This is a genomic window from Rhodoplanes tepidamans (assembly GCF_030813915.1).
GTDB classification, from domain to species: Bacteria; Pseudomonadota; Alphaproteobacteria; order Rhizobiales; family Xanthobacteraceae; genus Rhodoplanes; species Rhodoplanes tepidamans.
The window spans coordinates 1-20,996 of record NZ_JAUSUJ010000035.1 but is presented as its reverse complement, the minus strand read 5'-3'; the positions used below and the strand labels follow the sequence as shown (position 1 = coordinate 20,996).

The following is a 20,996-nucleotide window of genomic DNA, read 5'->3' as shown; positions in this document are numbered from 1 at the left end:
GGCGCCTACGGCAACTCAAATCTCGGGCGGCAGATAGCCGTTGATCTCGAGTCCGAGACAGATCTCGATCAGGACGGGGGTGGTCCACGGCATGACGGTCCTTTCGCGGTCGAAGCGGTCCGAAAGGAAACCGCGCCGCCCCGTCGAAGTTCCGGGCCGGCGCGGCGATGTCGCGGACGTCACCGGCATCCCGGTCCCGGGCCGTCCCCGCAGCCGAGTCCGCTGACGTCATCACGCGGCGGTCGGAAGAGCTGACGTCATCACGCCGCGGTCGGAAGAATCGCGACGACCCGGCGGGTTTCCGGCTCGACGACCACCAGCCGCCCGGGCATCAGGAGGTATTGCTTGCCCGCATGGGCCGGAAAGGCCGCGGCGAGTTCGGGCGTCACGTCCTGCAACTCGACCTGGCGAGGCACCGCGACGCCGACCGCGACCGTGAACGCGACCTGATTGGCCTGCTGCCCGGCATGGGCCTGCGCGAAACTGCGGAGCGCCTCCTGTTGCGGCGGCGTCAGCTGCACCTGGTTCTCGGCGGTCGCGGATATTCCCTCGTTGCGGCCGACAGCGATCGGATCGGGCGGCGCCGCGGCGGCATCGGGCGGCGTCGGAGAGCGCCCGACCGTGCTGGTGCCCTGGTCCTGCCCGAACCGCGGGCCGGTCGCGTCGGTCGTCGACTGGTGGCGGTCGTAGCCGGGCACCAGCATCCAGACCAGCAACGCGAGTCCGACGAGAACGGCCGCGGCGGCACCGCCCATCATCACCCGGCGGGTTCCCCGTCGGTCCTGGGGAGTCGAAACGTCCATGAGCATTCCTCGTCGCGGCTGTCGGCGTTGCAGCTGTCGGCGAGCGCACGATCGCCCGCCCCTCGCAGGTGAAACGCCGCCGGCGCCACCGGGTTGCCGCCCGCGTCGCGGCCACGCGCAACCCAAGGACGTTCCTACCGCCAGGAACGCTCGCGCGCTGCGCCCGTTGGCCCGGACGAGCACCCGTGCCGCCGGACCGTCCCGCCCGGCACGGGACGCGCATCATCCCCGCCGGAGGCACCGCGCCATGTCGGCCGAGAAGACGTCGAAGACCTTCACGTCGCAGAAGGACCCGCCCGAGGGCTCGCGCGAGGTGATCGACCGCGAGCTCGCGCGCCAGGAGCGCCAGGCGAAAGACGCGCCGCAGACGCCGGGCGCCGGCACGGACGGCGGCGACACGGCCGCCTCCGGCGACGCGAACCGCACCCGCTGACCAGGAGGGCCGCATGGGCCGCCAGATTCCGCTCGACGACAGAACGCGCGCCGACGATCCGCGGCGCGACGCGGCCCGCGACGACGGCACCCACGAGGTGTTGCCGGACCTCGCCTATCAGCGTCTCGCCATCGTCAACGTGTGCTTCGTCGGCCCGATCGGCGCGGCCGACGGCGGCTGGGTGCTGGTCGATGCCGGCCTGTTCGGCACGGCGGCACTGATCCGCTCCGCCGCGGCACGCCGGTTCGGCGAAGCAAGTCGCCCGTCAGCGATCGTGCTCACCCACGCGCATTTCGATCACGTCGGCGCGCTGGAGACGCTAGCGGACGCGTGGGACGTCCCGATCTACGCCCATCCCCTCGAGCATCCCTATCTCACCGGCGACGCCGCCTATCCGGCCCCCGACCCGACCGTCGGCGGCGGCCTGATGGCGCTCGCCTCGCCGCTCTATCCCCGCGGCCCCGTCGACGTGCGGACACGGCTGCGTGCGTTGCCGGCGGACGGCAGTGTCCCGGTGCTGCCCGGCTGGTGCTGGATCGCGACGCCGAGCCATTCGGCCGGCCATGTGTCGCTCTGGCGCGAGGCCGACGCCACCCTGATCGTCGGCGACGCTTTCGTCACCACCAAGCAGGAGTCGGTCTACGCCGCCGCCATGCAGACGCCGGAGCTGCACGGGCCGCCCATGTACTACACGACCGACTGGGAGGCGTCGGCCGCATCGGTCCGCCGCCTCGCCGCGCTCGAGCCGGAGATCGTGATGGCGGGTCACGGCCGGCCGATGCGCGGAGCCGCGTTGCGCGATGCCCTGCGCCTGCTCGCCGACAACTTCGCGGAAATCGCCGTGCCCGAGCACGGCCGCTACGTCGACACGCCGGCGCGCGCCGCCGACGGCACCGCCTATGTCCGATAGACATCCCCGGATAGACATCCTCCAGACCACCGGAGACCACGATGCCCGACACCCGTCAGCTCGCCATGGTGACCGGTGCCTCCACCGGCATCGGATTCGAGCTCGCCAAGGTCTGCGCCCGCAACGGCTTCGATCTGATCGTCGCGGCCGACGAGCCGCGCATCCACAACGCGGCCGAGAACTTCCGCGAACTCGGCGCGTCGGTCGAGGCCGTGGAGGTCGATCTCTCGACCCGCGAGGGCGTCGACCGCTTCCATGCCGCCGCCGGCGGGCGACCGATCGATGCGCTGCTCGCCAATGCCGGACGCGGTCTCGGCCACGGCTTTCTCGAGCAGCCGTTCGACGACTTCCGCCGCGTCATCGACACCAACATCACGGGAACCATCTATCTCGTCCAGAAGGTGGCCCGGGACATGCGTGCACACGGCCGCGGCCGCATCATGCTGACCGGCTCGATCGCCGGCTTCGTGCCCGGCACCTATCAGGCCGTCTACAACGGCACCAAGGCGTTCATCGATTCCTTCTCGTTCGCCCTGCGCAACGAGCTGAAGGACACGGGCGTCACCGTGACGTGCCTGATGCCGGGACCGACCGATACCGAGTTCTTCGAGCGGGCCGGCATGACGGACACCAAGGTCGGGACGGCCGAGAAGGACGATCCCGTCATGGTCGCCGAGACCGGCTTCCAGGCGATGATGAAGGGCGACGGCGACGTGGTCAGCGGCTGGAAGAACAAGCTGCAGACCATGCTGGCGACCGTGACGCCGTCCGGCCTGCTGGCCGAGCAGCATCGCAAGATGGCCGAGCCCGGCTCCGGCCGAAGCTGACGGTGCGGAAGCCGACGGCGCGCGAGACGCTCTTGTTGCGACGCTACGCTTCTTGCTCTTGCGACGCTTCTTGCGAACCTGCCTTTGCGAACAAGACGCGACGTGAAACCACACATCATGAAAAAACCTCCGGGGTGAAAGGACGCCCCGGAGGCTCGATCGGTTCAGTCGTTCGGATCGGCGTTCAGGCCGCCGCCGCCTCGCGAGCCAGATAGGCGAGCGTCACGTCCTTCACGTGCGCATCGATCCACGCCGCCATCTCCTCCTCTTCCTTCAACGACTGGCTCAGCAGCGAGGCGGCGTCCACGCCGGCGCGGTCGGCGAGCGCGATCAGCGACTTGTAGGCGGCGATCTCGTAGTGCTCGAACGCGTTGTTGGCGAACGTGTTCTTGAGGATCTCGTCGCCCGCCGGCATGTGTCCGACCGCGGCCATGTTGCCCATGAACGCCATCGTCACGTCCTTCAGGGTCGACGCGCTGGCGTCGCACGCCTCCAGGCAGCGATCGAGCCGCCCGATCTGGGAGCGCGTCTCTTCGAGGTGCCGGCGCAGGCGCGCCTGAACCTCGGGGTAATCGTCGGTGCGCTCGATCTGGCGCTCCATCAGTTCTTCGGCCTGGCGCTCCATCGCATGGGCGTTGCGCAGGCCGGTCACGAACAGGTCGCGGGCAGTGTGCGGCATGATGGCGGTCTCCGGCTCCGGTCGGGAAGATTCGGGCGGCAGCGGTGTGCCTCGCCCGGGGATCAACCATCGCGACACCGGCCTGTTCCTTCGGGGCATCGTGAGACGTCCACCGATCGACGTCTCCGGGACGCCGTCAGGAACCGCATGCCCACGACCCGGTTTCCGGAACGGCGGCCGACGGCTGCCGCGCCACGACTCCGGGACGAGGTGGGCCGTGATGATCCGCATTCTGATCGCTCTGTGCGTCGCCGTGTTCTGCGCCGTGACGGTCTCTCAGCCGAGCGCCAACGACGCGTTCGACTTCTGGCGGCGCGAATGGTCCGGCTGGGGCGCAACGCCACCACCGCAGCCGCCGTCCTGGGGAAGCTCCTGGGGCAACCCTTGGGGCGCTCCGTGGGCCGCGCCCCCTCGGCAGCCGCCGTCGATCACGATCACGCCGCGGAGCCGCGGCACGGACAGCCGCGGCACGGAGAGCCGCAGCTCCGGCGGCAGCCGCGCCTGGTGCGTGCGGACCTGCGACGGATTTTACGTCCCGCTCGACCAGGGCGTCAGCCGTGCCGAGGCGAAGCGCAGCTGCGACGCGATATGCCCCGGCACCGAGACCGCGGTGTTCCGCGGCGGCGCCGACGGTCCGGACGGCATCGCCGATGCGGTCTCGTCGAGCGGAAAGCGCTACGGCGCGCTGCCGAAGGCCTTCTCGCACCGCACCGCGCTCGATGCGGCCTGCCGCTGCAGCGCCGCCCCGAAGGGCGCGCTGGCACGGCTGCGCCAGGACGCCACGCTGGTGCGGGGCGACATCGTCGTCACCGAGGCCGGCGTCCACATCTTCACCGGCGGCGGACGCCCGCCGCACGAGGATCGCGACTTCACGCCCTATCGCGAAGCCGGACGGCTGCCCGCGAAGCTGAAGCGCTATCTCAGCGAAATCGACCGTGCCTATGCGAGCGCGCCGGAGCGCCTCGCGACTCGGAACGACGCCGAGACGCGGGAGCCGCGGCGGGCCGAGACCCGGGCGGAGCGCCGCGCCGCGCGCCGCGCGGAGCGTCGGGCTCGCCGCGAGGCGGCGCGAGCGGAACGGGCCGCGGCGCGGGCGGCCGCGAAAGCCGCGCGCGAGCCGGCCGGCGACCCGGACGTTCAGACGCCGGCGGCCGTCGCGCCGGCCGCATCACCCGCCGTGGCGACGGGGCGCGGCCCCTGAACGGCCCTCATTCGTCATTCGTCGCGGAGACGCGGCAGCCGGAAGCGGAACACGGTGCCGCCGGCGGGATTCCGCTCGGCCCAGATCCGCCCGTGATGTGCCTCGATGATATTGCGGCACACCGAGAGCCCGATTCCCATGCCCTGGCTCTTGGTCGAGACGAACGGCATGAACAGCCGGTCGGCGATTTCCGGGGCGAGGCCGGAGCCGGTGTCGGCGACGGCGACCTCCACGTGCCCGCCGGCGGCGACGAGCCGGATGTCCAGCTCCTTGCGCTCGCTGGTCTCCATCGCCTCGACGGCGTTGCGCACCAGGTTGAAGACGACCTGCTGGATCTGGACCTTGTTGACCAGGATCTCGCCCGGCGCGTCGAGGTCGAGGCGGACCGCGACGCCCTTGTGCTTCGCCGCCGCCAACGCCAGCGTGCAGGCCTCGCGCATCAGCGTCGCGGCGCCGACCACCCTCAGCTCACCCTCGCCCTTGCGCACGAAGTCGCGCAGCTGCCGGATGATCTCGCCGGCCCGCAGCGCCTGCTCGCTGATCATGCGCATCAGCTCGACCAGCTTGTCGCGACGGGCCTCGTCGAGCCCGTCCCGGCCGACCAGGCGCTGGCAGCCGCCGATATAGACCGCGACCGCGGTGAGCGGCTGGTTGAGCTCGTGCGCGAGGGCCGCCGCCATCTGCCCCATGTCGGACAGGCGGGAGAGATGCAGGAGCTCGGCCTGCAGGGTCCGCCGCTCCTCCTCGGCGCGCTTCTCCTGGTCGATGTCGACGATCATCTGCACGGCGCCCGAGACGGCGCCGTTCTCGTCGCGGAACGGCAGCGCCGCGACGCGCGTCCAGGTCGGCGGCTGGGTGGCGTCGCCGCGGAAGAAGAACTCGACGCCGGGCCAGACCGGCTCGCCGCGCAACGCCCGTGCCGATGGATAGTCCTCGCGGGGGATCCGCCGGCCGTTCGCGTCGACGCCCTCCCACAACGGATGGCGGGCGTCGTCGCGCGACGGCACGATCCGCGGCACGAAGCGGCGATAGTTGCCGTTGGCGACGATCGTCCGTCCCTCGCGGTCGACCAGCGACACCCCGACCGGCAGCACGTCGAGAATCGCCGCCATCCGGTGTTCGTTCTCGCGCAGCGCCCGCTCGCGGGCGACGATCGTGCTGGCCGCCGTGTCGAGCGCGTGGAGCGCGTGATCGACCTCCGGCACCCAGGTCGGGCGGACGGCGGGCAGTTCGCCGCGCTCCAGCCGCGCCGCGCCCGTCTCCAGGGCGGCGATCGGACCGGTGATCCGCCGCGCCGCCCAGCCGGCGAGCAGCATGCTGAACAGCGCCACCCCCGAGGTCACCAGCACGGCCGTGATCATGGTGCGGCGGATCGGAGCCTCGAACACGTTCCGCTCGGTCGCGACCCCGACCACCCAGCCGCTCATCCGCGACACCGAGGTGGCGTTGATGAGCGGCCGGCCCTCGACGCTGCGCACCTCCGACATGCCGTCGACATGCATGACGGCGCGCCATTCGGCCGAGGCCGGGCTGCCGACCCAGCGGTCGTGGTCGAGGGAGCGGGCGACGAAGTTGCCCTCGCGATCGACCACCCCGACCAGCCAGCCCGGCGGCAGGCGCCGGTCGTTGAGGAGATCCCGGAACGCGTTGGCCAGCACGCCGATCAGCAGGTAGTAGGCGGGGCGACCGTCCCGGAAGACCGGCACGCCGGCGCCGACCACCGCACCGCCGGCGACCGGCCCCATCACGACGTCGGTGAACTCGACCCGCCTCTCGGCGAAGGCGCGCGCCGCGCCCGCCATCACGCTGTCGGGCGCCCGCGGCAGCGCCTCGTCCTGCGGCAGCAGCGTGTTCATCAGCTGCTGGCCGTCGGGCGACACCAGCGTCACCCAGGCGCCGGGCAGCCCGATGGTGGCCCGCTCCGCCTCGCCCCGAAACACGACGAGATCGTTCACCTGCAGCGCCGGCGACTCGCCGAGCGCCTGGCCGACCGCGACATAGTTGCCGAGCTGCGCCTCGACCGCGCTCATGATCGAATGCGCCGCGTAGAGGATCGCCTGGGCGTTGCTCGCGCGCTCCCGCTCGACGAGCTGCCAGACGGTGGCGGCGGACAGGAGCACCATCGGCAGGGCGACCATGACGACGATCAGGATCAGCCGCTGGCGGACCGAGAGGCCGGGCGTGGCGGACTTGTCCGCCCCGGCACCAGGCGACGCTGACGCTGCACTCGTCTCCTCCGGCGGCGACGGGCACGCCGGCTTCGGTCCCACTTGCATGGAGGCTCCTCGACAGGCCCGCAATATAGAAGGGCGAAAACAAACAGGCTTCGGTAGAACCACGCAGAATTGCGCCGTGCATCCGGGCGGGCGCGAACACCGGGTCGGAATTGCATGATGAGCGCAGAACTATGGACCGGCTCTACTGAATCACCACCGCGCCGCATCGCCCGCGCGCAGACGATCCCGGCGCGCTGCTGGCAATCTCAAGACGTGCGCGTCCGAACACTGGCGTTCCGGACGCATACGGCGGATGCGCGCCCCTGGCGCATCTGCGACCCTGGCACCGCCCGACGGCGGGATCGGCCCGGACCGGCGCCGCGACGGCCGGCACCGCGGCGATGCTCCGGCTCGCGTCCTCAACCCGACCTTAACCAAAGATCATCAAGTTGGAGCCGGCCTCGCCGCCGGCCCGCGGCGACGCTCCCTGTCCCCGGACGCGACTGCGGCCGTCGCCGAGCTTGCGAGACCGACCTTGCGTGACGCCATCCTTGCCACTGCCGAAGCGCTCGGTGCTGCTGCCGGCGTGGCAGAGGAGACCTTCCTCGAAACCGGCCGCCGGCTCGGCGCCTCGGTGGAGCTCCTGGAGCATCTCACCGGCCTGTTCGGCAGCCTGCAGGGCGAGCTCGACGGCGACGCCTTCCGGCGTGCCACCGAGAGCCTGTCCGCCGTGGCAGTCCGGGCCGGGGCGATCGGCGGCGCCCGGCGGGACGAGCGCGCCACCCTCGACCGGCTGATCGCCGTGACGGCGGGCCTGCGCCGGCGCATCGACGAGATCGCCAAGGAGATCCGCACCATCGACGTGCTGACCATCAATGCGCGGATCACCGCCTCCGGCATCGGCGACGCCGGCGCCGAGTTCCTCGACTATATCGGCGGCATCGGCCGTTCGCTGGCGATCACCAACACCAATCTTCAGCATTTCCGTGCCGAGCTGGTCGAGGTCGGCCGCCATCTCGCCTCGGCGGCCGCCGGCGAGGCGGACTTCTCGTCGCGCCACGCCCAGACGGCCGTCGAGGTGCCGCGCCGGCTCGAGGCCAGCATCGCACTGATCACGACGCGGTCGCGCAACGCGGCCGGCGCCGCCGCCGACGTCGGCCGCCGCTCCCGCAAGCTCGCCGACGGCGTCGGCCGCGTCGTCATGGCCCTGCAGGTCGGCGACGCGACACGCCAGCGCATCGAGCACGTGATCGCCAGCGCCGCCCTGCTGGCCCGGGTCGCCGACGCGCGCGACGACGGCGGTCCGTGGGCCGGGCTCGCCGCCGAGGAGCGCCGCGCCCTCGCCGCCGCCGGATGCGCCCTGCAGTCCGCCCAGCTCGCCGACGCGGCCGACGAGATCGCCCGCGAGATCGCCGCCGTGCACGGCTCGCTCGGCCAGCTCGGGCACGATGCCCGCGAGATCGTGCGGCTCGGCCGCGAGGTCTACGGCTCCGCCGCCCACGCCGACGACTCGTTCCTGAGCGAGCTCGAGGCCGACGTCCGGCGCGCCCGCGATCTCTTCGAGAACTTCCGCACCGCGCGCGAACAGGCCGACGCGATCATGAGCGAGGTGCTGCGCATCGCCGAGCGGCTGGTCGGCCACATCGGAACGGTGCGGGCCGTCGAGGCGGACATCCGCATCATGGGCGTCAACGCGACCCTGAAGAGCAGCCGGCTCGGCACGATCGGGCGCCCCCTCGCCGTGGTCGCCGACGAGCTCACACGCTCCTCCGCCCGCACGGCGACCGAGGCGGTGGCGGCCGGCGCCGACGTCCGCACCATCGTCGACACCACCGACGCGCTCGCCGGCAGCCGTCAGGCCGAGCGGCTCGCCGAGATCGCCGAGGTCATCTCGCAGATGGATGCCGCCCTCGCGCGCCTGCACGGCGTCGCCGACGCCCTCGCCGGCGCGCTCGTGGCGCTCGGCCGCGACGGGACCGCCGTCGTCGGCCTGCTCGACGAGACGGCCGCCGGCCTCGCCCGGGCCGAGACGATCGAGGCCGCCCTGCGTGCCGCCGCGGCGGACTTCGAGGTGGCGGCCGGCGCGGCCGGCAGGCCGCCGGACGGCCCCGCGGCCGAGGCGGTGTTCGGCGAGATCGCCGCCCGCTACACGATGGCGCGCGAGCGCGACATCCACGCCCGCCATGCCCCCGCGGCGCGCCGTGCGGCCGGCCTGCCGGCGCACGCGGCGGCGCCGCCGATCGCCGCGGCGCCCGAGCCGAGCCTCGACGACGTACTGTTCTGAAGGCTCACGGAGCGCCGGCGCGCAGAATCTCGCTGGCGAGCCGATCGAGCGGCAGCACGCGATCGGCGGCGCCGAGCGCGATCGCCTCCTTGGGCATGCCGAACACCACCGACGTCGCCTCGTCCTGGGCGACCGTGTGAGCACCGGCCTGCTTCATCTCGAGAAGCCCGCGGGCGCCGTCGTCGCCCATGCCGGTCATGATGATGCCGACCGCGTTCGAGCCGGCCCAGCGGGCGGCCGAGCGGAACAGCACGTCGACCGACGGCCGGTGCCTCGACACCAGCGGCCCGTCCTTGATGCCGACATAGTAGCGCGCACCGCTGCGCTGCAGCAGCATGTGACGATCGCCGGGCGCGATCAGCACGCGACCGCGCAGCGCGGTGTCGCCGTCGGCCGCCTCCTTCACTTCAACGTCGCACAGCCCGTTCAGCCGGCGCGCGAAGGCGGCCGTGAACATCTCGGGCATGTGCTGCACGATCAGGATCGGCGGACAGTCGGCGGGCAGCACCTCGAGCAGCGCCCGCAGCGACTCGGTGCCGCCCGTCGAGGCCCCGATGCAGACCACGGTCTCGGTGGTGCGGGCCATCGCCTGGCTCGCCCGCGGCGGCGCCAGGATGACGTCGGCAGTGAGCTTCTTGGGCGGCACGGCGACCGGCCGGCGCCGTGGCAGGCAGTGCAGCCGGGCCCGCCCCGCCGCCTTGACGGCATCGCAGATGCGCAGGCGCGACTCGACCAGGAACTGGGCGACGCCGACCCGCGGCTTCTGGATGACGTCGACGGCGCCGGCCTCCAGCGCCTGGAGCAGCGTCTCGGAGCCCGCCTCGGTCAGCGATGAGCACATCACCACCGGCACCGGGCGCTGGCTCATCAGCCGGCGCAGGAACGTGATGCCGTCCATGCGCGGCATCTCGACGTCGAGCGTGATGACGTCCGGCACCTCGTCGTGGATCCGCTTCGCCGCGACGAACGGATCCGCGGCCGTGCCGATCACCTCGATGTCCGGATCCTCGCCCAGGATGGTGGCGAGCGTCTGCCGCACCGAGGCGGAGTCGTCGACGACGAGGACACGGATCGGCGAGGCCATGCGTCAGCTCCGGCGGAACACGGCGGTGCCGGCCGGGCGCACCGGCAGGTCGAATCCGGACAGCGTCTCGGAATGGCCGAGCAGCAGGTAGCCGCCCGGCCGCAGATGGTCGCAGAGCCGGCGCAGAACCGCGAGCTGGGTCGGCTTGTCGAAATAGATGAGGACGTTGCGGCAGAACACAATGTCCAGGTCGCGGTCCATCGGATAGCTCGCGTCCATCAGGTTGAGACGACCGAACTGCACCATGGCGCGCAGCTCCGGCACGATCCGCACCAGGCGCGAGGCTGGATCCTTGGCCCGCATGACGTAGCGGGACCGCATCTCGGGCGGCACCGGCGACACCATCTCGGCCGGGAAGATGCCGCCCTGCGCGGTGCCGAGCACGTCGGTGCAGATGTCGGTCGCGTAGACGACGCCGACGAGATCGGGCATCCGGCGGCGCTGCTCCGCCAGAACCATGGCGATGGTGTAGGCCTCGGCGCCCGTCGACGCGGCGGCGCTCCACACCTTCACGGGCGCACGTGCCGACACCCTCCGCTCCGCCATGATGCGCGGCAGCACGTCCTCGGCGAGGATGCGGAAATGCTCGGGCTCGCGGAAGAACTCGGTCTTGTTGGTGGTGACGACGTCGATCAGGTGGATCTCCTCCGCGGCGAGACCGTCACGCTGGAAGAGATAGTCGCAGTACTCGTCGAGGCTGCGCATGCCGAGGGCGCGGACCCGCTTGCGCAGCCGCCCCTCGATCATGGTCGCCTTGCTGGGCGGCACCTTGATGCCGCTGTAGCCGTGAATGAAGGTCGCGAGACGCTGGAAGTCCCGCGACCTCAGCCTGTCGTGACCGTCGACCCAGCTCGGCTCGACGGCATTCTGTGCGTCGGACGACGCCCTGGCGAGAGCTCCACTCATGGCGTCGGTCCCCGTCGGCCTTCAGCTCGCGCGCTCGAACTGCGCGTCGTGAGCGTCCGGCCCACCCGACGACAGGTCGAGCTTGACGCCGCTCCTTCCCGGCGCACGGGACGGCTGCGCGTAGGCGGCCCTCACCTGATCGACGAGCTTGCCGGCGCCGCTCTTCGCGGACGGTGCCATCGGACGCCCGGTACGCTCCGCGGACTTGGTCGCCCCCGGAGCGGCGGCCGGACGACGCGCCGGGGCCGCCGCCGTGCTCTCCTCGGTGCGGAAATAGGCGATGCTGGCCTGGAGCTGCTCGGCCTGGGCGGCGAGCTCCTCCGAGGTCGCCGACATCTCCTCCGAGGCCGAGGCGTTCTGCTGCGTCACCTTGTCGAGCTGCTGGATCGCCTGGTTGATCTGCTCCGCCCCGATGTCCTGCTCGCGACACGCCGCGCTGATCTCGGACACGAGCTCGGCGGTCTTCTGGATGTCCGGGACCAGCCGGGTCAGCATCTCGCCGGCCTCCTGGGCGGCCTTGACGGTCTGCGACGACAGCGTGCCGATCTCGGCCGCCGCGGTCTGGCTGCGTTCGGCGAGCTTGCGGACCTCGGACGCCACCACCGCGAAGCCCTTGCCGTGCTCGCCGGCCCGGGCCGCCTCGACGGCGGCGTTGAGGGCGAGGAGGTCCGTCTGCCGGGCGATCTCCTGGACGATGTTGATCTTCTCGGCGATCGTGCGCATCGCCTCGACGGCGCGGGTGACGGCTTGGCCGCTCTTCTCCGCGTCGGCGGCCGACTGGCGGGCGATCGTCTCGGTCTGCGAGGCGTTGTCGGCGTTCTGCTTGATGTTCGAGGCCATCTCCTCCATCGACGAGGACGCTTCCTCGGCCGAGGCGGCCTGCTCGGTGGCGCCCTGCGACAGCTCCTCCGAGCTCGACGACAGCTCCTGACTGCCGGCCGAGACGCTGTCGGCGGCGGTCAGCGCCTCCGCCACGACCTGACGCAGCTTCTCGACCATCCGCTCGAGCGCGATGCCGAGCATGTCGCGGTCCGAGAAGCGCTTGACCTGCACGGTGAGGTCGCCGCTGGCGATCGTGTCGGCCGTCTCCGCGCTGGTGCGCAGATTGGCGGTCATCCGCTCGAAGGCGATGCCGAGCGCGTCCTTGTCCGACAGCCGCTGGAAGGCGACGTTCAGTTCGCCGTCGGCGATCTTCTCGGCCACCGCCGCCGTGGCCCGCAGGTTCGCGGTCATGCGGTTGAGGGCGTCCACGAGATCCTTGATCTCGTCGTTGGTGCGGACTGCGAGCGTCTGATCGAGGTCGCCGAGCGACACCGCCTGGGCCAGTGCGCCGGCGCTCGACAGGCCACGGCTGATCGAGAGCGCGATCCAGATCGCGATCACGGCGGCGATCGCGATCGCCGCGGCGACGATGGCGATCAGCATCAGCCGGGCGTTCTCGTACTCCTGCTTGGCGGCCTGCTTGGCCTCTTCCAGCCGACGCTGATTGATCTCCACGACGGTGGCGAGGTTCTTCTGCATCTCGGCGACGGCCTGGCGGCCCCGGCCGTTCGACAGCTCACGGGCCTGGTCGAGCTGGCCCTGCCGGACATGCTCCCGCAGTCGATCCTGCACCGTGGCGAGCTGCTGCAGGGCGTTCCGCGTCGTCGCCCACAGCTGCTTGTTCTGCACGCTCGCCGTCTCGTCGGCCTTTTCGACGCGCGAGATCAGCTGCTGACGATCCTTGGCGATCTCGGCGTCGTAGGTCTGGACCTCCTCCTTGGTCGAGGCCATGACCAGGTTCTTCTCGGCCCGCACCAGCGCCAGCAGGTTGTTGTTCAGCTCGAGCGACATCTGCATGCGCTTCACCGGCCCGTCGGCCATGCGCTCGAGCGTGGCGTCGAGACTGGAGAGATTGGCGATCCCGAGCCACGCCGTGACCCCGGACAGGACGATGATGGTCGTGAAGGCGAGGGCGAGCTTGAGCTTGATCGTGAAGCGCATCGGTCACCTGTCAACGGTGCGGCGGTGATGGTATCGGACTCGAGGGCCAGGAGCCCTTTCGGAGTGGACGGCGAGGGGCGCCGCGGGACCGGGGGGACCCCCTATCCGCGGCGCCCGGAGCTGCTTGCGTCAGCTCGCGCGCTCGAACTGCGCGTCGTGGGCGTCCGGTCCGCCGGCCGAGAGGTCGAGCTTGAAGCCGCCGCGCGACTGGGTGCGGCCCGGCTGAGCGTAGGCGGCCCGAACCTGATCGACGAGCTTGTTGGCACCGTTGGAGGCCGGCTTGGCGGTCCGCGACGCGCCCTCCGGCGCGGCGGCCTGCTTCGGCGCCGCGGACTGGCGCACCGCCGGGCGACGCACCGCCGCGGGAGCCGCCGCCGCACTCTCGTCGGTGCGGAAATAGGCGATGCTGGCCTGGAGCTGCTCGGCCTGGGCGGCGAGCTCCTCCGAGGTCGCCGACATCTCCTCCGAGGCCGAGGCGTTCTGCTGCGTCACCTTGTCGAGCTGCTGGATCGCCTGGTTGATCTGCTCCGCCCCGATGTCTTGCTCGCGGCACGCCGCGCTGATCTCGGAGACGAGCTCGGCGGTCTTCTGGATGTCCGGGACCAGCCGGGTCAGCATCTCGCCGGCCTCCTGGGCGACCTTGACGGTCTGCGAGGACAGCGTGCCGATCTCGGCCGCCGCGGTCTGGCTGCGCTCGGCGAGCTTGCGGACCTCGGAGGCGACGACGGCGAATCCCTTGCCGTGCTCTCCGGCCCGCGCCGCCTCGACGGCCGCGTTGAGGGCCAGAAGGTCCGTCTGCCGCGCGATCTCCTGCACGATGGTGATCTTCTCGGCGATGGTGCGCATCGCATCGACCGCGCGGGTCACGGCATCGCCGCTCTTCTCGGCGTCGGCAGCCGACTGCCGGGCGATCTTCTCGGTCTGCGTCGCGTTGTCGGCGTTCTGCTTGATGTTGGAGGCCATCTCCTCCATCGACGATGAGGCCTCCTCGGCCGAGGCGGCCTGCTCGGTGGCGCCCTGCGACAGCTCCTCCGAGCTCGACGACAGCTCCTGGCTGCCGGCCGAGACGTTGTCGGCGGCCGACAGCGCCTCCGCCACCACCTGGCGCAGCTTCGAGACCATGCGCTCCAGCGCGATGCCGAGCGTGTCCTTGTCGGAGAAGCGCTGCACCCGCACGGTGAGGTCACCGTTGGCGATGGTGTCGGCCACCTGCGCATTGGTGCGCAGATTGGTGGTCATCTGGTTGAGCGAATCGACCAGGTCCTTGATCTCGTCGTTCGACTTGACCGTCACTTCCTGGCTCAGATCGCCGATCGCCACCGCCTGGGCGAGCGCACCGGCCTTGGCGAGGCCGCGGCTGATCGACAGCGCCATGAAGAGCGCGGTGCCGACCGCGACGAAGAGTGCGAAGGCGACGAGGCCGATCAGCATCGTGCGGGCGCTCTCGTACTGCTCGGCCGCGTTGGCCTTCGCCTGAGCGAGAATTTTCTGATTGGCCTCGATGAGCGATCGCAAGCTCTTCTGCACGTCACCGACATGCTGGCGCGCGGCTGTTCCGGACAGAACTCGAGCCTCGTTCTGCTCACCTCGCCGCATCGCCTCACGAATCTTGTCCTGAACCAGGGCATATTGCTGGAACGCCGTCCGACTGGCGACCCAGAGCGGTCGGCGCTCGGTCGCGGCCGTCGCCTCACCCTTCTCGAGCGCGCCACCGATCGACTGGCGGATCGCAGCCATCTCGGTCTCGAACCGATCCGTCTCCTCCTTCGAGGACGCGGTGATGAGGTTCTTCTCGGCCCGTACCAGGGTCAGGAGTTCACTGTTGAGCTCCAGCGAGAACTGCATGCGCTGCATCGGCCCGTCGACGAGCCGCTGCAGCGTCTGGTCGAGCGAGGCGAGGTTGGAGATGCCGAGCCAGGCGGTGATGCCGGACAGGACGATGATGGTCGCAAAGGCGAGTGCGAGCTTCAGCTTGATCGTGAGGCGCATCGGGGCGTTCCTGGCAAGAGGCATTCCAGAGGCAGTGGTCAGGCGGCCTGCTCGGCCGGCGTCGCGAGGATGGCGGCGGCCGCGGGCATCGCCCGCTGCGCCGAGACGAGGGCCGGGTCCGCCGTGAACAACCGCACGATGTCGAGCACGGCGACGAAGCCACCGCCGTGGCGGCCGACTCCGAGGATGTGGTCGTGGCTCCACGGCGTACCGATATCGGGCGGCGGCTCGAGCCGCCCGTCGTCGAGCGTCGCCACCTCGAACACGCGATCGGCGACGAGGCCTATGGCGAGCTTGCGGCCCGGCAGCGGCACGTCGAGCACGACGATGCGGGTCTGCTCGTCTGATCCGACCCGCGGCAGCCCGAGCCGGGTTCGCAGGTCGATCACGGCGACGGCGCGGCCCCGCACGTCGATCAGGCCGTCGAGATGCGCCGGCGCGTCGGGGATGCGGAATACGTCCCGCATCGGCAGGATCTCGAGCACCATCGACACGGGCACGGCGAAGATCTCGCGGCCGATCCCGATGGTGACGTAGAAGGTCTCGCCAGTGCCGGTCTGCGTCATGGCTCAGCTCGCACGCTCGAATTGGACGTCATGGGCGTCCGGCCCCCCCGACGACATGTCGAGCCGGAAACCCGCCTTCGTCGGCGTCTTTCCAGTGGCATAGGCAGCACGCACCTGATCGACGAGCGCGGCGGCGCCGGCGGCCGACTTGGCGGCCGGCTTCGCGAGCCTCGCGGTTCGCGACGCGGACTCCGCCGCGGCGGCCGCCTTGGCGGGTCGCGTCGTCGCCCGCGCGGACTGGGCCCGACGCGGTGCATCTTCGGTGTCGTCGGTACGGAAGAAGGCGATGCTGGCCTGGAGCTGCTCGGCCTGGGCGGCGAGCTCCTCCGAGGTGGCCGACATCTCCTCCGACGCCGAGGCATTCTGCTGCGTCACCTTGTCGAGCTGCTGGATCGCCGTGTTGATCTGCTCCGACCCGATGTCCTGCTCGCGGCAGGCGGCGCTGATCTCGGAGACGAGCTCGGCCGTCTTCTGGATGTCCGGGACCAGCCGGGTCAACATCTCGCCGGCCTCCTGGGCGGCCTTGACGGTCTGCGACGACAGCGTTCCGATCTCGGCCGCCGCGGTCTGGCTGCGCTCGGCGAGCTTGCGGACCTCGGAGGCGACGACGGCGAAACCCTTGCCGTGCTCGCCCGCCCGCGCCGCCTCGACGGCCGCGTTGAGGGCGAGGAGGTCGGTCTGGCGGGCGATCTCCTGCACGATGGTGATCTTCTCGGCGATGGTGCGCATCGCGTCGACGGCGCGGCCGACCGCCTCGCCGCTCTTCTCGGCGTCCGCCGCCGACTGGCGCGCGATCGTCTCGGTCTGCGTCGCGTTGTCGGCGTTCTGCTTGATGTTCGCGGCCATCTCTTCCATCGACGAGGACGCCTCCTCGGCCGAAGCGGCCTGCTCGGTCGCACCTTCCGACAGCTCCTCGGCGCTCGAGGACAGCTCCTGGCTGCCGGCCGAGACGTTGTCCGATGCCGAGAGCGCCTCAGCCACCACCTGGCGCAGCTTCGCCACCATGTCGTTGACGTGGCCGATGAGGTCGCCGATCTCGTCCTTCGAGGCCTTGTCGAGCGTCCGGGTGAGGTCGCCCTGTGCCACGGCCTGGGCGAGTGCACCGGCGCGGGCGAGGCTGCGGCTGATGCTGGTCGCCATCCAGACGGCGATCACCGCGGCGAACAACAGCGAGATCCCGACCACGGCGAGCATCAGGTTGCGGGCGCTCTCGTACTGCGCGTTCGCGTCGCTCTTGGCGTCCTGGAGAATCGCGCGGTTGATGTCGGCGGCCCGTTCGAGCTGCTTCTGGAGGTCACTGGTCAGCTTGCGCCGGTCGCCGGCCGAGATGGCTCGCGCCTGGTCCCGTGCGCCCTGCGCGACCAGACCGCGGATCTTGTCCTGCAGACTCCCGATCTGGTTCAGCGTGTTGCGGTTAGCGGCCCAGATCGGCTTGTTCTGCGCCGTCGCGGTCTCCTCCGCCTTGTCGATGCGCGCCAGGAGCGCCTGACGCTCGTGGAGGATCTCGTTCTCGTACTTGGCGATGTCCTCCTTGGTCTCGGCGAGGATCAGGTTCTGCTCGGCGCGGATCAGCGAGACGAGCTCGGTGTTCATCTCGAGCGAGAAGGCGAGCCGCTGCACCGGCACGTCGACGAGCCGGACCAGCGTCGCGTCCAGCGAAGACAGGTTGGAGATGCCGAGCCAGGCGGTGATGCCGGACAGGACGATGACCACCGCGAAGGCGAGGCCGAGCTTGAGCTTGATGGTGAAGCGCATCACAGGTCTCCTGAACGCCCGGCATGCGCGGAAGCCGGGGTTCGTCGTTCTGACTTTGACGTGTCGAGCGCCGGATCGGCGGAGGACGGCGAAAGAATGCGGGCGAGATCGGGGACGACGATGAAGTCGTCGCCCCGCTTGCCGATGAAGCGGATGTAGTCCTGGCGCCAGCGCGTGCCGACGCGCGGCACCTCGGCGAGAGCCGAGGCGGCGAGCTCGGTCACCTCGTGCACCTTGTCGGCCCGGATGCCGATCACGGTCGGCACCCGGTCGATCTCGATCTCGGTGACGACGATGCGGGTGTCGATGGTGTCGGGCGCCTGCTCCATCCCGAACTTGAGGCGGAGATCGGCGAGCGGCACGACCTTGCCGCGCACGTTGATCAGGCCGTTGACGAAGGGCTCGCTGCCAGGCACCTCGGTGATCGGCACGAGATCGAGGATCTCGCGGACCTGGCTGGCCTCGAGCGCGAAGGTCTGGCCCTGCAGGTCCATGGTCAGCACCTCGAGGGGCCGGCCGGCTTCGGATTCGGTCATGTCACGCTCCTGTGCGGCTCAGCTCGCGGCCTTCAGCCGCTCCTCGGCGGCCTGCCCGTCGGCGACGAGCTGCGGCACGTCGAGGATCAGGGCGACGCTTCCGTCGCCCAGGATGGTGGCGCCGGAGAAGACGCCGACGCCGGCATGGAGCCGCGACAGCGACTTGATGACGGTCTGGTGGTCGCCGATCACCTGATCGACCACGAGGCCGACCCGGAACCCGCCGGCCGAGACGATGACGACCTTCTGGTACGGATCGGCGGGGAGCGACGAGGCGAACTGCTCGCGCAGCCGGATGTAGGGAACGAGATCGCCCCGGATGTTGAGGAAGCACCGCCCCTTGGAGCGGAGATCGTCCTCGGGCGTCAGCTCGACGCACTCCTCGACGGCGCCGAGCGGGATGACGTAACGGCCGCGGCCGACCCGCACCAGGAGCCCGTCGATGATGGCGAGGGTGAGCGGCAGGCGCAGCGTCACCTCGGCGCCCTGCCCCGGCGTGCTCCGGACGTCGATGGAGCCGCGCAGATCGTCGATGGTCCGCTTGACCACGTCCATGCCGACCCCGCGGCCGGACAGGTTGGTCACCTCGTGGGCGGTCGAGAAGCCCGGGGCGAAGATGACCTTGAACAGCTCCTCGTCGGCGAGCTTGGCGCCGGGCGCGAGCAGGCCGTTCTCCTCGGCGCGGGCCTGGATCTTGTCGCGGTCGAGACCCCGGCCGTCGTCGCCGACCGAGATCAGCACGGCGGCGCCGGCATGGCGGGCCGTCAGCGTGATGCGCCCGGTCGCCGGCTTGCCGGCGGCGGCGCGGCCGTCACGCGGCTCGAGCCCGTGGTCGCCGGCGTTGCGGATGAGATGCACCAGCGGATCGGCGAGCCGTTCGATCACGGTCTTGTCGAGCTCGGTCTCCTCGCCCGAGGTGATCAGCTCGATGTCCTTCCCGAGATCGCGCGACAGGTCGTGGACGAGCCGGCGGAAGCGGCCGAACAGCGAGCCGATCGGCATCATGCGGACGCCCATGGTGGTGTCCTGCAGCTCGCGGGCGAGCCGCTCGATCTCCTCGGTCACCGACTTGACCTGCGGGTCGTGCGAGGCGGCGGCGATCTGCTTGAGCCGCGACTGGGCGATCACCAGCTCTCCGACCCGGTCCATCAGCTCGTCGAGCCGCTCGGCCGGAACCCGCACGCTGCCGCCGCCGCGGCCCGCCACGGCGCCCGGCGTGGACGGGCCCGCCACGGCGCCCGGCGTGGACGGGCCCGCGGCGGGGGACGCCGGCGTCTCGGCCGGCATCGCGGTGCGGGTGCCGGAGTCACTGGCCGGCGCCGACGACGCGGCCGCGGCGGTCCGATCGGCCGGCGTCGCGGGCGCAGTGTCGGTGGCGTCGACCGGCTCGATGGTCAGCTCCATGTCGTCGAGGAGGAACATGAACACCTCCTCGATGGCCTCGCGGGGCCTCGCGGTCGTCAGCAGCACCTCCCAGCCGACATGACAGTCGAGGGGGTCGAGCTCCTCGAGCGGCGGGATGTCGCCGCTGCGCGCCACCACGGTGGCGCTGCCGAGGGCGTGCAGGTCCTCGATCAGCAGCAGCGGATTGGTTCCGGACGCCATGGCGCCGCGGGGAAGCCGGAAGCAAACCCGCCAGGTGGCGTCGCCGGACGGCGGTGCCGATACGGGCGCCGGCGTGGCGTCGGTGGTGGCGGGCGCCGCCGTGCCTTCGAGGATCAGGCGCAGGCCGCGCAGGATCGTGTCGCCGGCCGCCTCGTCGGCCTCGGCGGGCGCCTCGATCAGGCGCCGCATCTGGTCCTTGGCGTGGAGGGTCAGGGCGATCAGCTCGGCGCTGGCGTTCGCCCGGCCCTTGCGGACGAGGTCGAACGCGGTCTCGACGTGATGCGTGAAGGCGGCGAGTCGCTCGAAGCCGAACATCGCGCCCGAGCCCTTGAGCGTGTGCAGGGCCCGGAAGGCGCCGTCGATCAGGTCGGCGTCGGCCGGCCTGTGCTCGAGATCGAGCAGCGTGTGCTCGAGCTGCTCCAGGAGCTCCTGGGCTTCCTGGCGGAAGGTGTCCGCCGCGTCGATGATGGTCATGCGCCCAGCACCTTCTTGACCACGGCGACCAGTTGCTCCTGCTGGAACGGCTTGGTGATCCATCCGGTGGCGCCGGCCTCCTTCGCCTCCTTCTTGACGCCGGCGTCCGACTCCGTCGTCAGGAACAGTATCGGCACGCCGCGGTAGCTCGGCAGCTTGCGCAGCTCGCGGATCAGCGCGAGCCCGTTCATCACCGGCATGTTGAGATCCGTCACGACCATGTCGACCGGGCTGGCCTTCGCCTTGGCGAGGCCGTCGGCTCCGTCGTTGGCCTGGAGCACCCGGTACCCGGCGCCCTGCAGCGTGAGCTGCACCATCTGGCGCACGCTGGCGGAGTCGTCGACGTTGAGGATGGTCTTGCTCATGGGATGTCCGTTGCTTGCAGCCAGAACGCGGGACCGCCGAGCGGATCGGCGGGGTCGATGGCGAGGAAGCCGGCCCGGTCGAGCGTCGTCCGCAGCGCGCCGGACGCCGGCGCGGCGAGGGCGAGCGACTTGCCGGCGGCGGCGGCGCTGCGCCGCGCGGCGAGCACCAGCTGCACGAGGCCGAGGTCGAACTCGGCGAGGTCGTCGAGGCGGATGCGCACGCCGCCGGCACGGGCGAGTTCGGTCGTCAGACGCTCGTGCGCGGCCGCGATGGTGCGGACCGTCTGAGAGCCCGTTTGGAAACTGAGGTGGCGGGGCGGTCGATGCCGTGATTCAAGCTGTCCATGTGGACAGCAGCGAATCGGGGCCGGATGGCCGAC

General features: G+C 71.1%; 19 protein-coding genes. 5 read left to right on the top strand and 14 right to left on the bottom strand.

What is annotated here, in order from left to right; translation table 11 throughout:
* Positions 1-15: 15 nt before the first annotated feature.
* Both pqqA and J2S22_RS28325 read right to left on the bottom strand, forming a co-directional pair.
* Positions 16-93: a pyrroloquinoline quinone precursor peptide PqqA gene (gene pqqA / locus J2S22_RS30945; RefSeq protein ID WP_370878258.1), complete on the bottom strand. Its 78-nt coding sequence runs from the start codon at positions 91-93 to the stop codon at positions 16-18.
* A gap of 167 nt (positions 94-260) precedes the next feature.
* Complete coding sequence (locus tag J2S22_RS28325; RefSeq protein ID WP_272779743.1) at positions 261-758, bottom strand: DUF1236 domain-containing protein; 498 nt, start codon at positions 756-758, stop codon at positions 261-263.
* A 292-nt stretch (positions 759-1,050) separates the two neighbouring features.
* Between J2S22_RS28325 and J2S22_RS28320 the strand changes: the two genes are divergently transcribed.
* Genes J2S22_RS28320 through J2S22_RS28310 form a run of 3 tightly spaced genes read left to right on the top strand, consistent with a single transcriptional unit; the run spans position 1,051 to position 2,973 of the window.
* Complete coding sequence (locus J2S22_RS28320) at positions 1,051-1,236, top strand: hypothetical protein (protein ID WP_272779744.1); 186 nt, start codon at positions 1,051-1,053, stop codon at positions 1,234-1,236.
* A 13-nt stretch (positions 1,237-1,249) separates the two neighbouring features.
* Complete coding sequence (locus tag J2S22_RS28315) at positions 1,250-2,146, top strand: MBL fold metallo-hydrolase (protein WP_272779745.1); 897 nt, start codon at positions 1,250-1,252, stop codon at positions 2,144-2,146.
* A 41-nt stretch (positions 2,147-2,187) separates the two neighbouring features.
* Positions 2,188-2,973: an SDR family NAD(P)-dependent oxidoreductase gene (locus J2S22_RS28310; RefSeq protein ID WP_272779746.1), complete on the top strand. Its 786-nt coding sequence runs from the start codon at positions 2,188-2,190 to the stop codon at positions 2,971-2,973.
* Positions 2,974-3,157: 184 nt separating this feature from the next.
* On the opposite strand, the gene J2S22_RS28305 is transcribed toward J2S22_RS28310, so the two are convergent.
* Positions 3,158-3,652, bottom strand: a complete 495-nt coding sequence (locus tag J2S22_RS28305) for a ferritin-like domain-containing protein (protein WP_272779747.1) — start codon at positions 3,650-3,652, stop codon at positions 3,158-3,160.
* A gap of 220 nt (positions 3,653-3,872) precedes the next feature.
* On the opposite strand from J2S22_RS28305, the gene J2S22_RS28300 reads away from it, so the two are divergent.
* Complete coding sequence (locus tag J2S22_RS28300) at positions 3,873-4,853, top strand: DUF2865 domain-containing protein (RefSeq protein WP_272779748.1); 981 nt, start codon at positions 3,873-3,875, stop codon at positions 4,851-4,853.
* 14 nt (positions 4,854-4,867) lie between these two features.
* Here the strand turns inward: J2S22_RS28300 and J2S22_RS28295 are convergent, their stop codons facing one another.
* Positions 4,868-7,129 (bottom strand): sensor histidine kinase, encoded by a 2,262-nt coding sequence (locus J2S22_RS28295; protein ID WP_272779749.1) that lies wholly within the window; start codon positions 7,127-7,129, stop codon positions 4,868-4,870.
* A gap of 475 nt (positions 7,130-7,604) precedes the next feature.
* Between J2S22_RS28295 and J2S22_RS28290 the strand changes: the two genes are divergently transcribed.
* On the top strand, positions 7,605-9,353 hold the full coding sequence (locus tag J2S22_RS28290) for a hypothetical protein (protein WP_272779750.1): 1,749 nt from the start codon (positions 7,605-7,607) through the stop codon (positions 9,351-9,353).
* Between the two features lie 4 nt (positions 9,354-9,357).
* On the opposite strand, the gene J2S22_RS28285 is transcribed toward J2S22_RS28290, so the two are convergent.
* From J2S22_RS28285 to J2S22_RS28240, 10 genes are all read right to left on the bottom strand, one after another.
* Positions 9,358-10,437 (bottom strand): protein-glutamate methylesterase/protein-glutamine glutaminase, encoded by a 1,080-nt coding sequence (locus J2S22_RS28285; protein ID WP_272779751.1) that lies wholly within the window; start codon positions 10,435-10,437, stop codon positions 9,358-9,360.
* A 3-nt stretch (positions 10,438-10,440) separates the two neighbouring features.
* The gene (locus J2S22_RS28280) at positions 10,441-11,343 is read right to left on the bottom strand and encodes a CheR family methyltransferase (RefSeq protein WP_272779752.1); all 903 of its coding nucleotides are present in this window, start codon (positions 11,341-11,343) and stop codon (positions 10,441-10,443) included.
* Positions 11,344-11,364: 21 nt separating this feature from the next.
* A complete protein-coding gene (locus tag J2S22_RS28275; RefSeq protein ID WP_272779753.1) occupies positions 11,365-13,326 on the bottom strand; it encodes a methyl-accepting chemotaxis protein in 1,962 nt (653 codons plus the stop codon).
* Between the two features lie 129 nt (positions 13,327-13,455).
* Positions 13,456-15,315, bottom strand: coding sequence for a methyl-accepting chemotaxis protein (locus J2S22_RS28270; protein WP_272779754.1), 1,860 nt, complete (start codon positions 15,313-15,315; stop codon positions 13,456-13,458).
* 38 nt (positions 15,316-15,353) lie between these two features.
* Positions 15,354-15,881, bottom strand: a complete 528-nt coding sequence (locus J2S22_RS28265; RefSeq protein ID WP_272779755.1) for a chemotaxis protein CheW — start codon at positions 15,879-15,881, stop codon at positions 15,354-15,356.
* 3 nt (positions 15,882-15,884) lie between these two features.
* Positions 15,885-17,636: a methyl-accepting chemotaxis protein gene (locus tag J2S22_RS28260; RefSeq protein ID WP_272779756.1), complete on the bottom strand. Its 1,752-nt coding sequence runs from the start codon at positions 17,634-17,636 to the stop codon at positions 15,885-15,887.
* Positions 17,636-18,172: a chemotaxis protein CheW gene (locus J2S22_RS28255; protein ID WP_272779757.1), complete on the bottom strand. Its 537-nt coding sequence runs from the start codon at positions 18,170-18,172 to the stop codon at positions 17,636-17,638. The genes J2S22_RS28260 and J2S22_RS28255 overlap by 1 nt, the downstream gene beginning before the upstream one ends.
* A gap of 18 nt (positions 18,173-18,190) precedes the next feature.
* The gene (locus tag J2S22_RS28250) at positions 18,191-20,251 is read right to left on the bottom strand and encodes a chemotaxis protein CheA (RefSeq protein WP_272779758.1); all 2,061 of its coding nucleotides are present in this window, start codon (positions 20,249-20,251) and stop codon (positions 18,191-18,193) included.
* The gene (locus J2S22_RS28245; RefSeq protein WP_272779759.1) at positions 20,248-20,616 is read right to left on the bottom strand and encodes a response regulator; all 369 of its coding nucleotides are present in this window, start codon (positions 20,614-20,616) and stop codon (positions 20,248-20,250) included. Before J2S22_RS28245 ends, J2S22_RS28250 begins: the two co-directional genes overlap by 4 nt.
* A partial coding sequence (locus J2S22_RS28240; RefSeq protein ID WP_307155903.1) for an STAS domain-containing protein occupies positions 20,613-20,996 on the bottom strand: 384 nt, incomplete at its 5' end. The genes J2S22_RS28240 and J2S22_RS28245, both read right to left, overlap by 4 nt.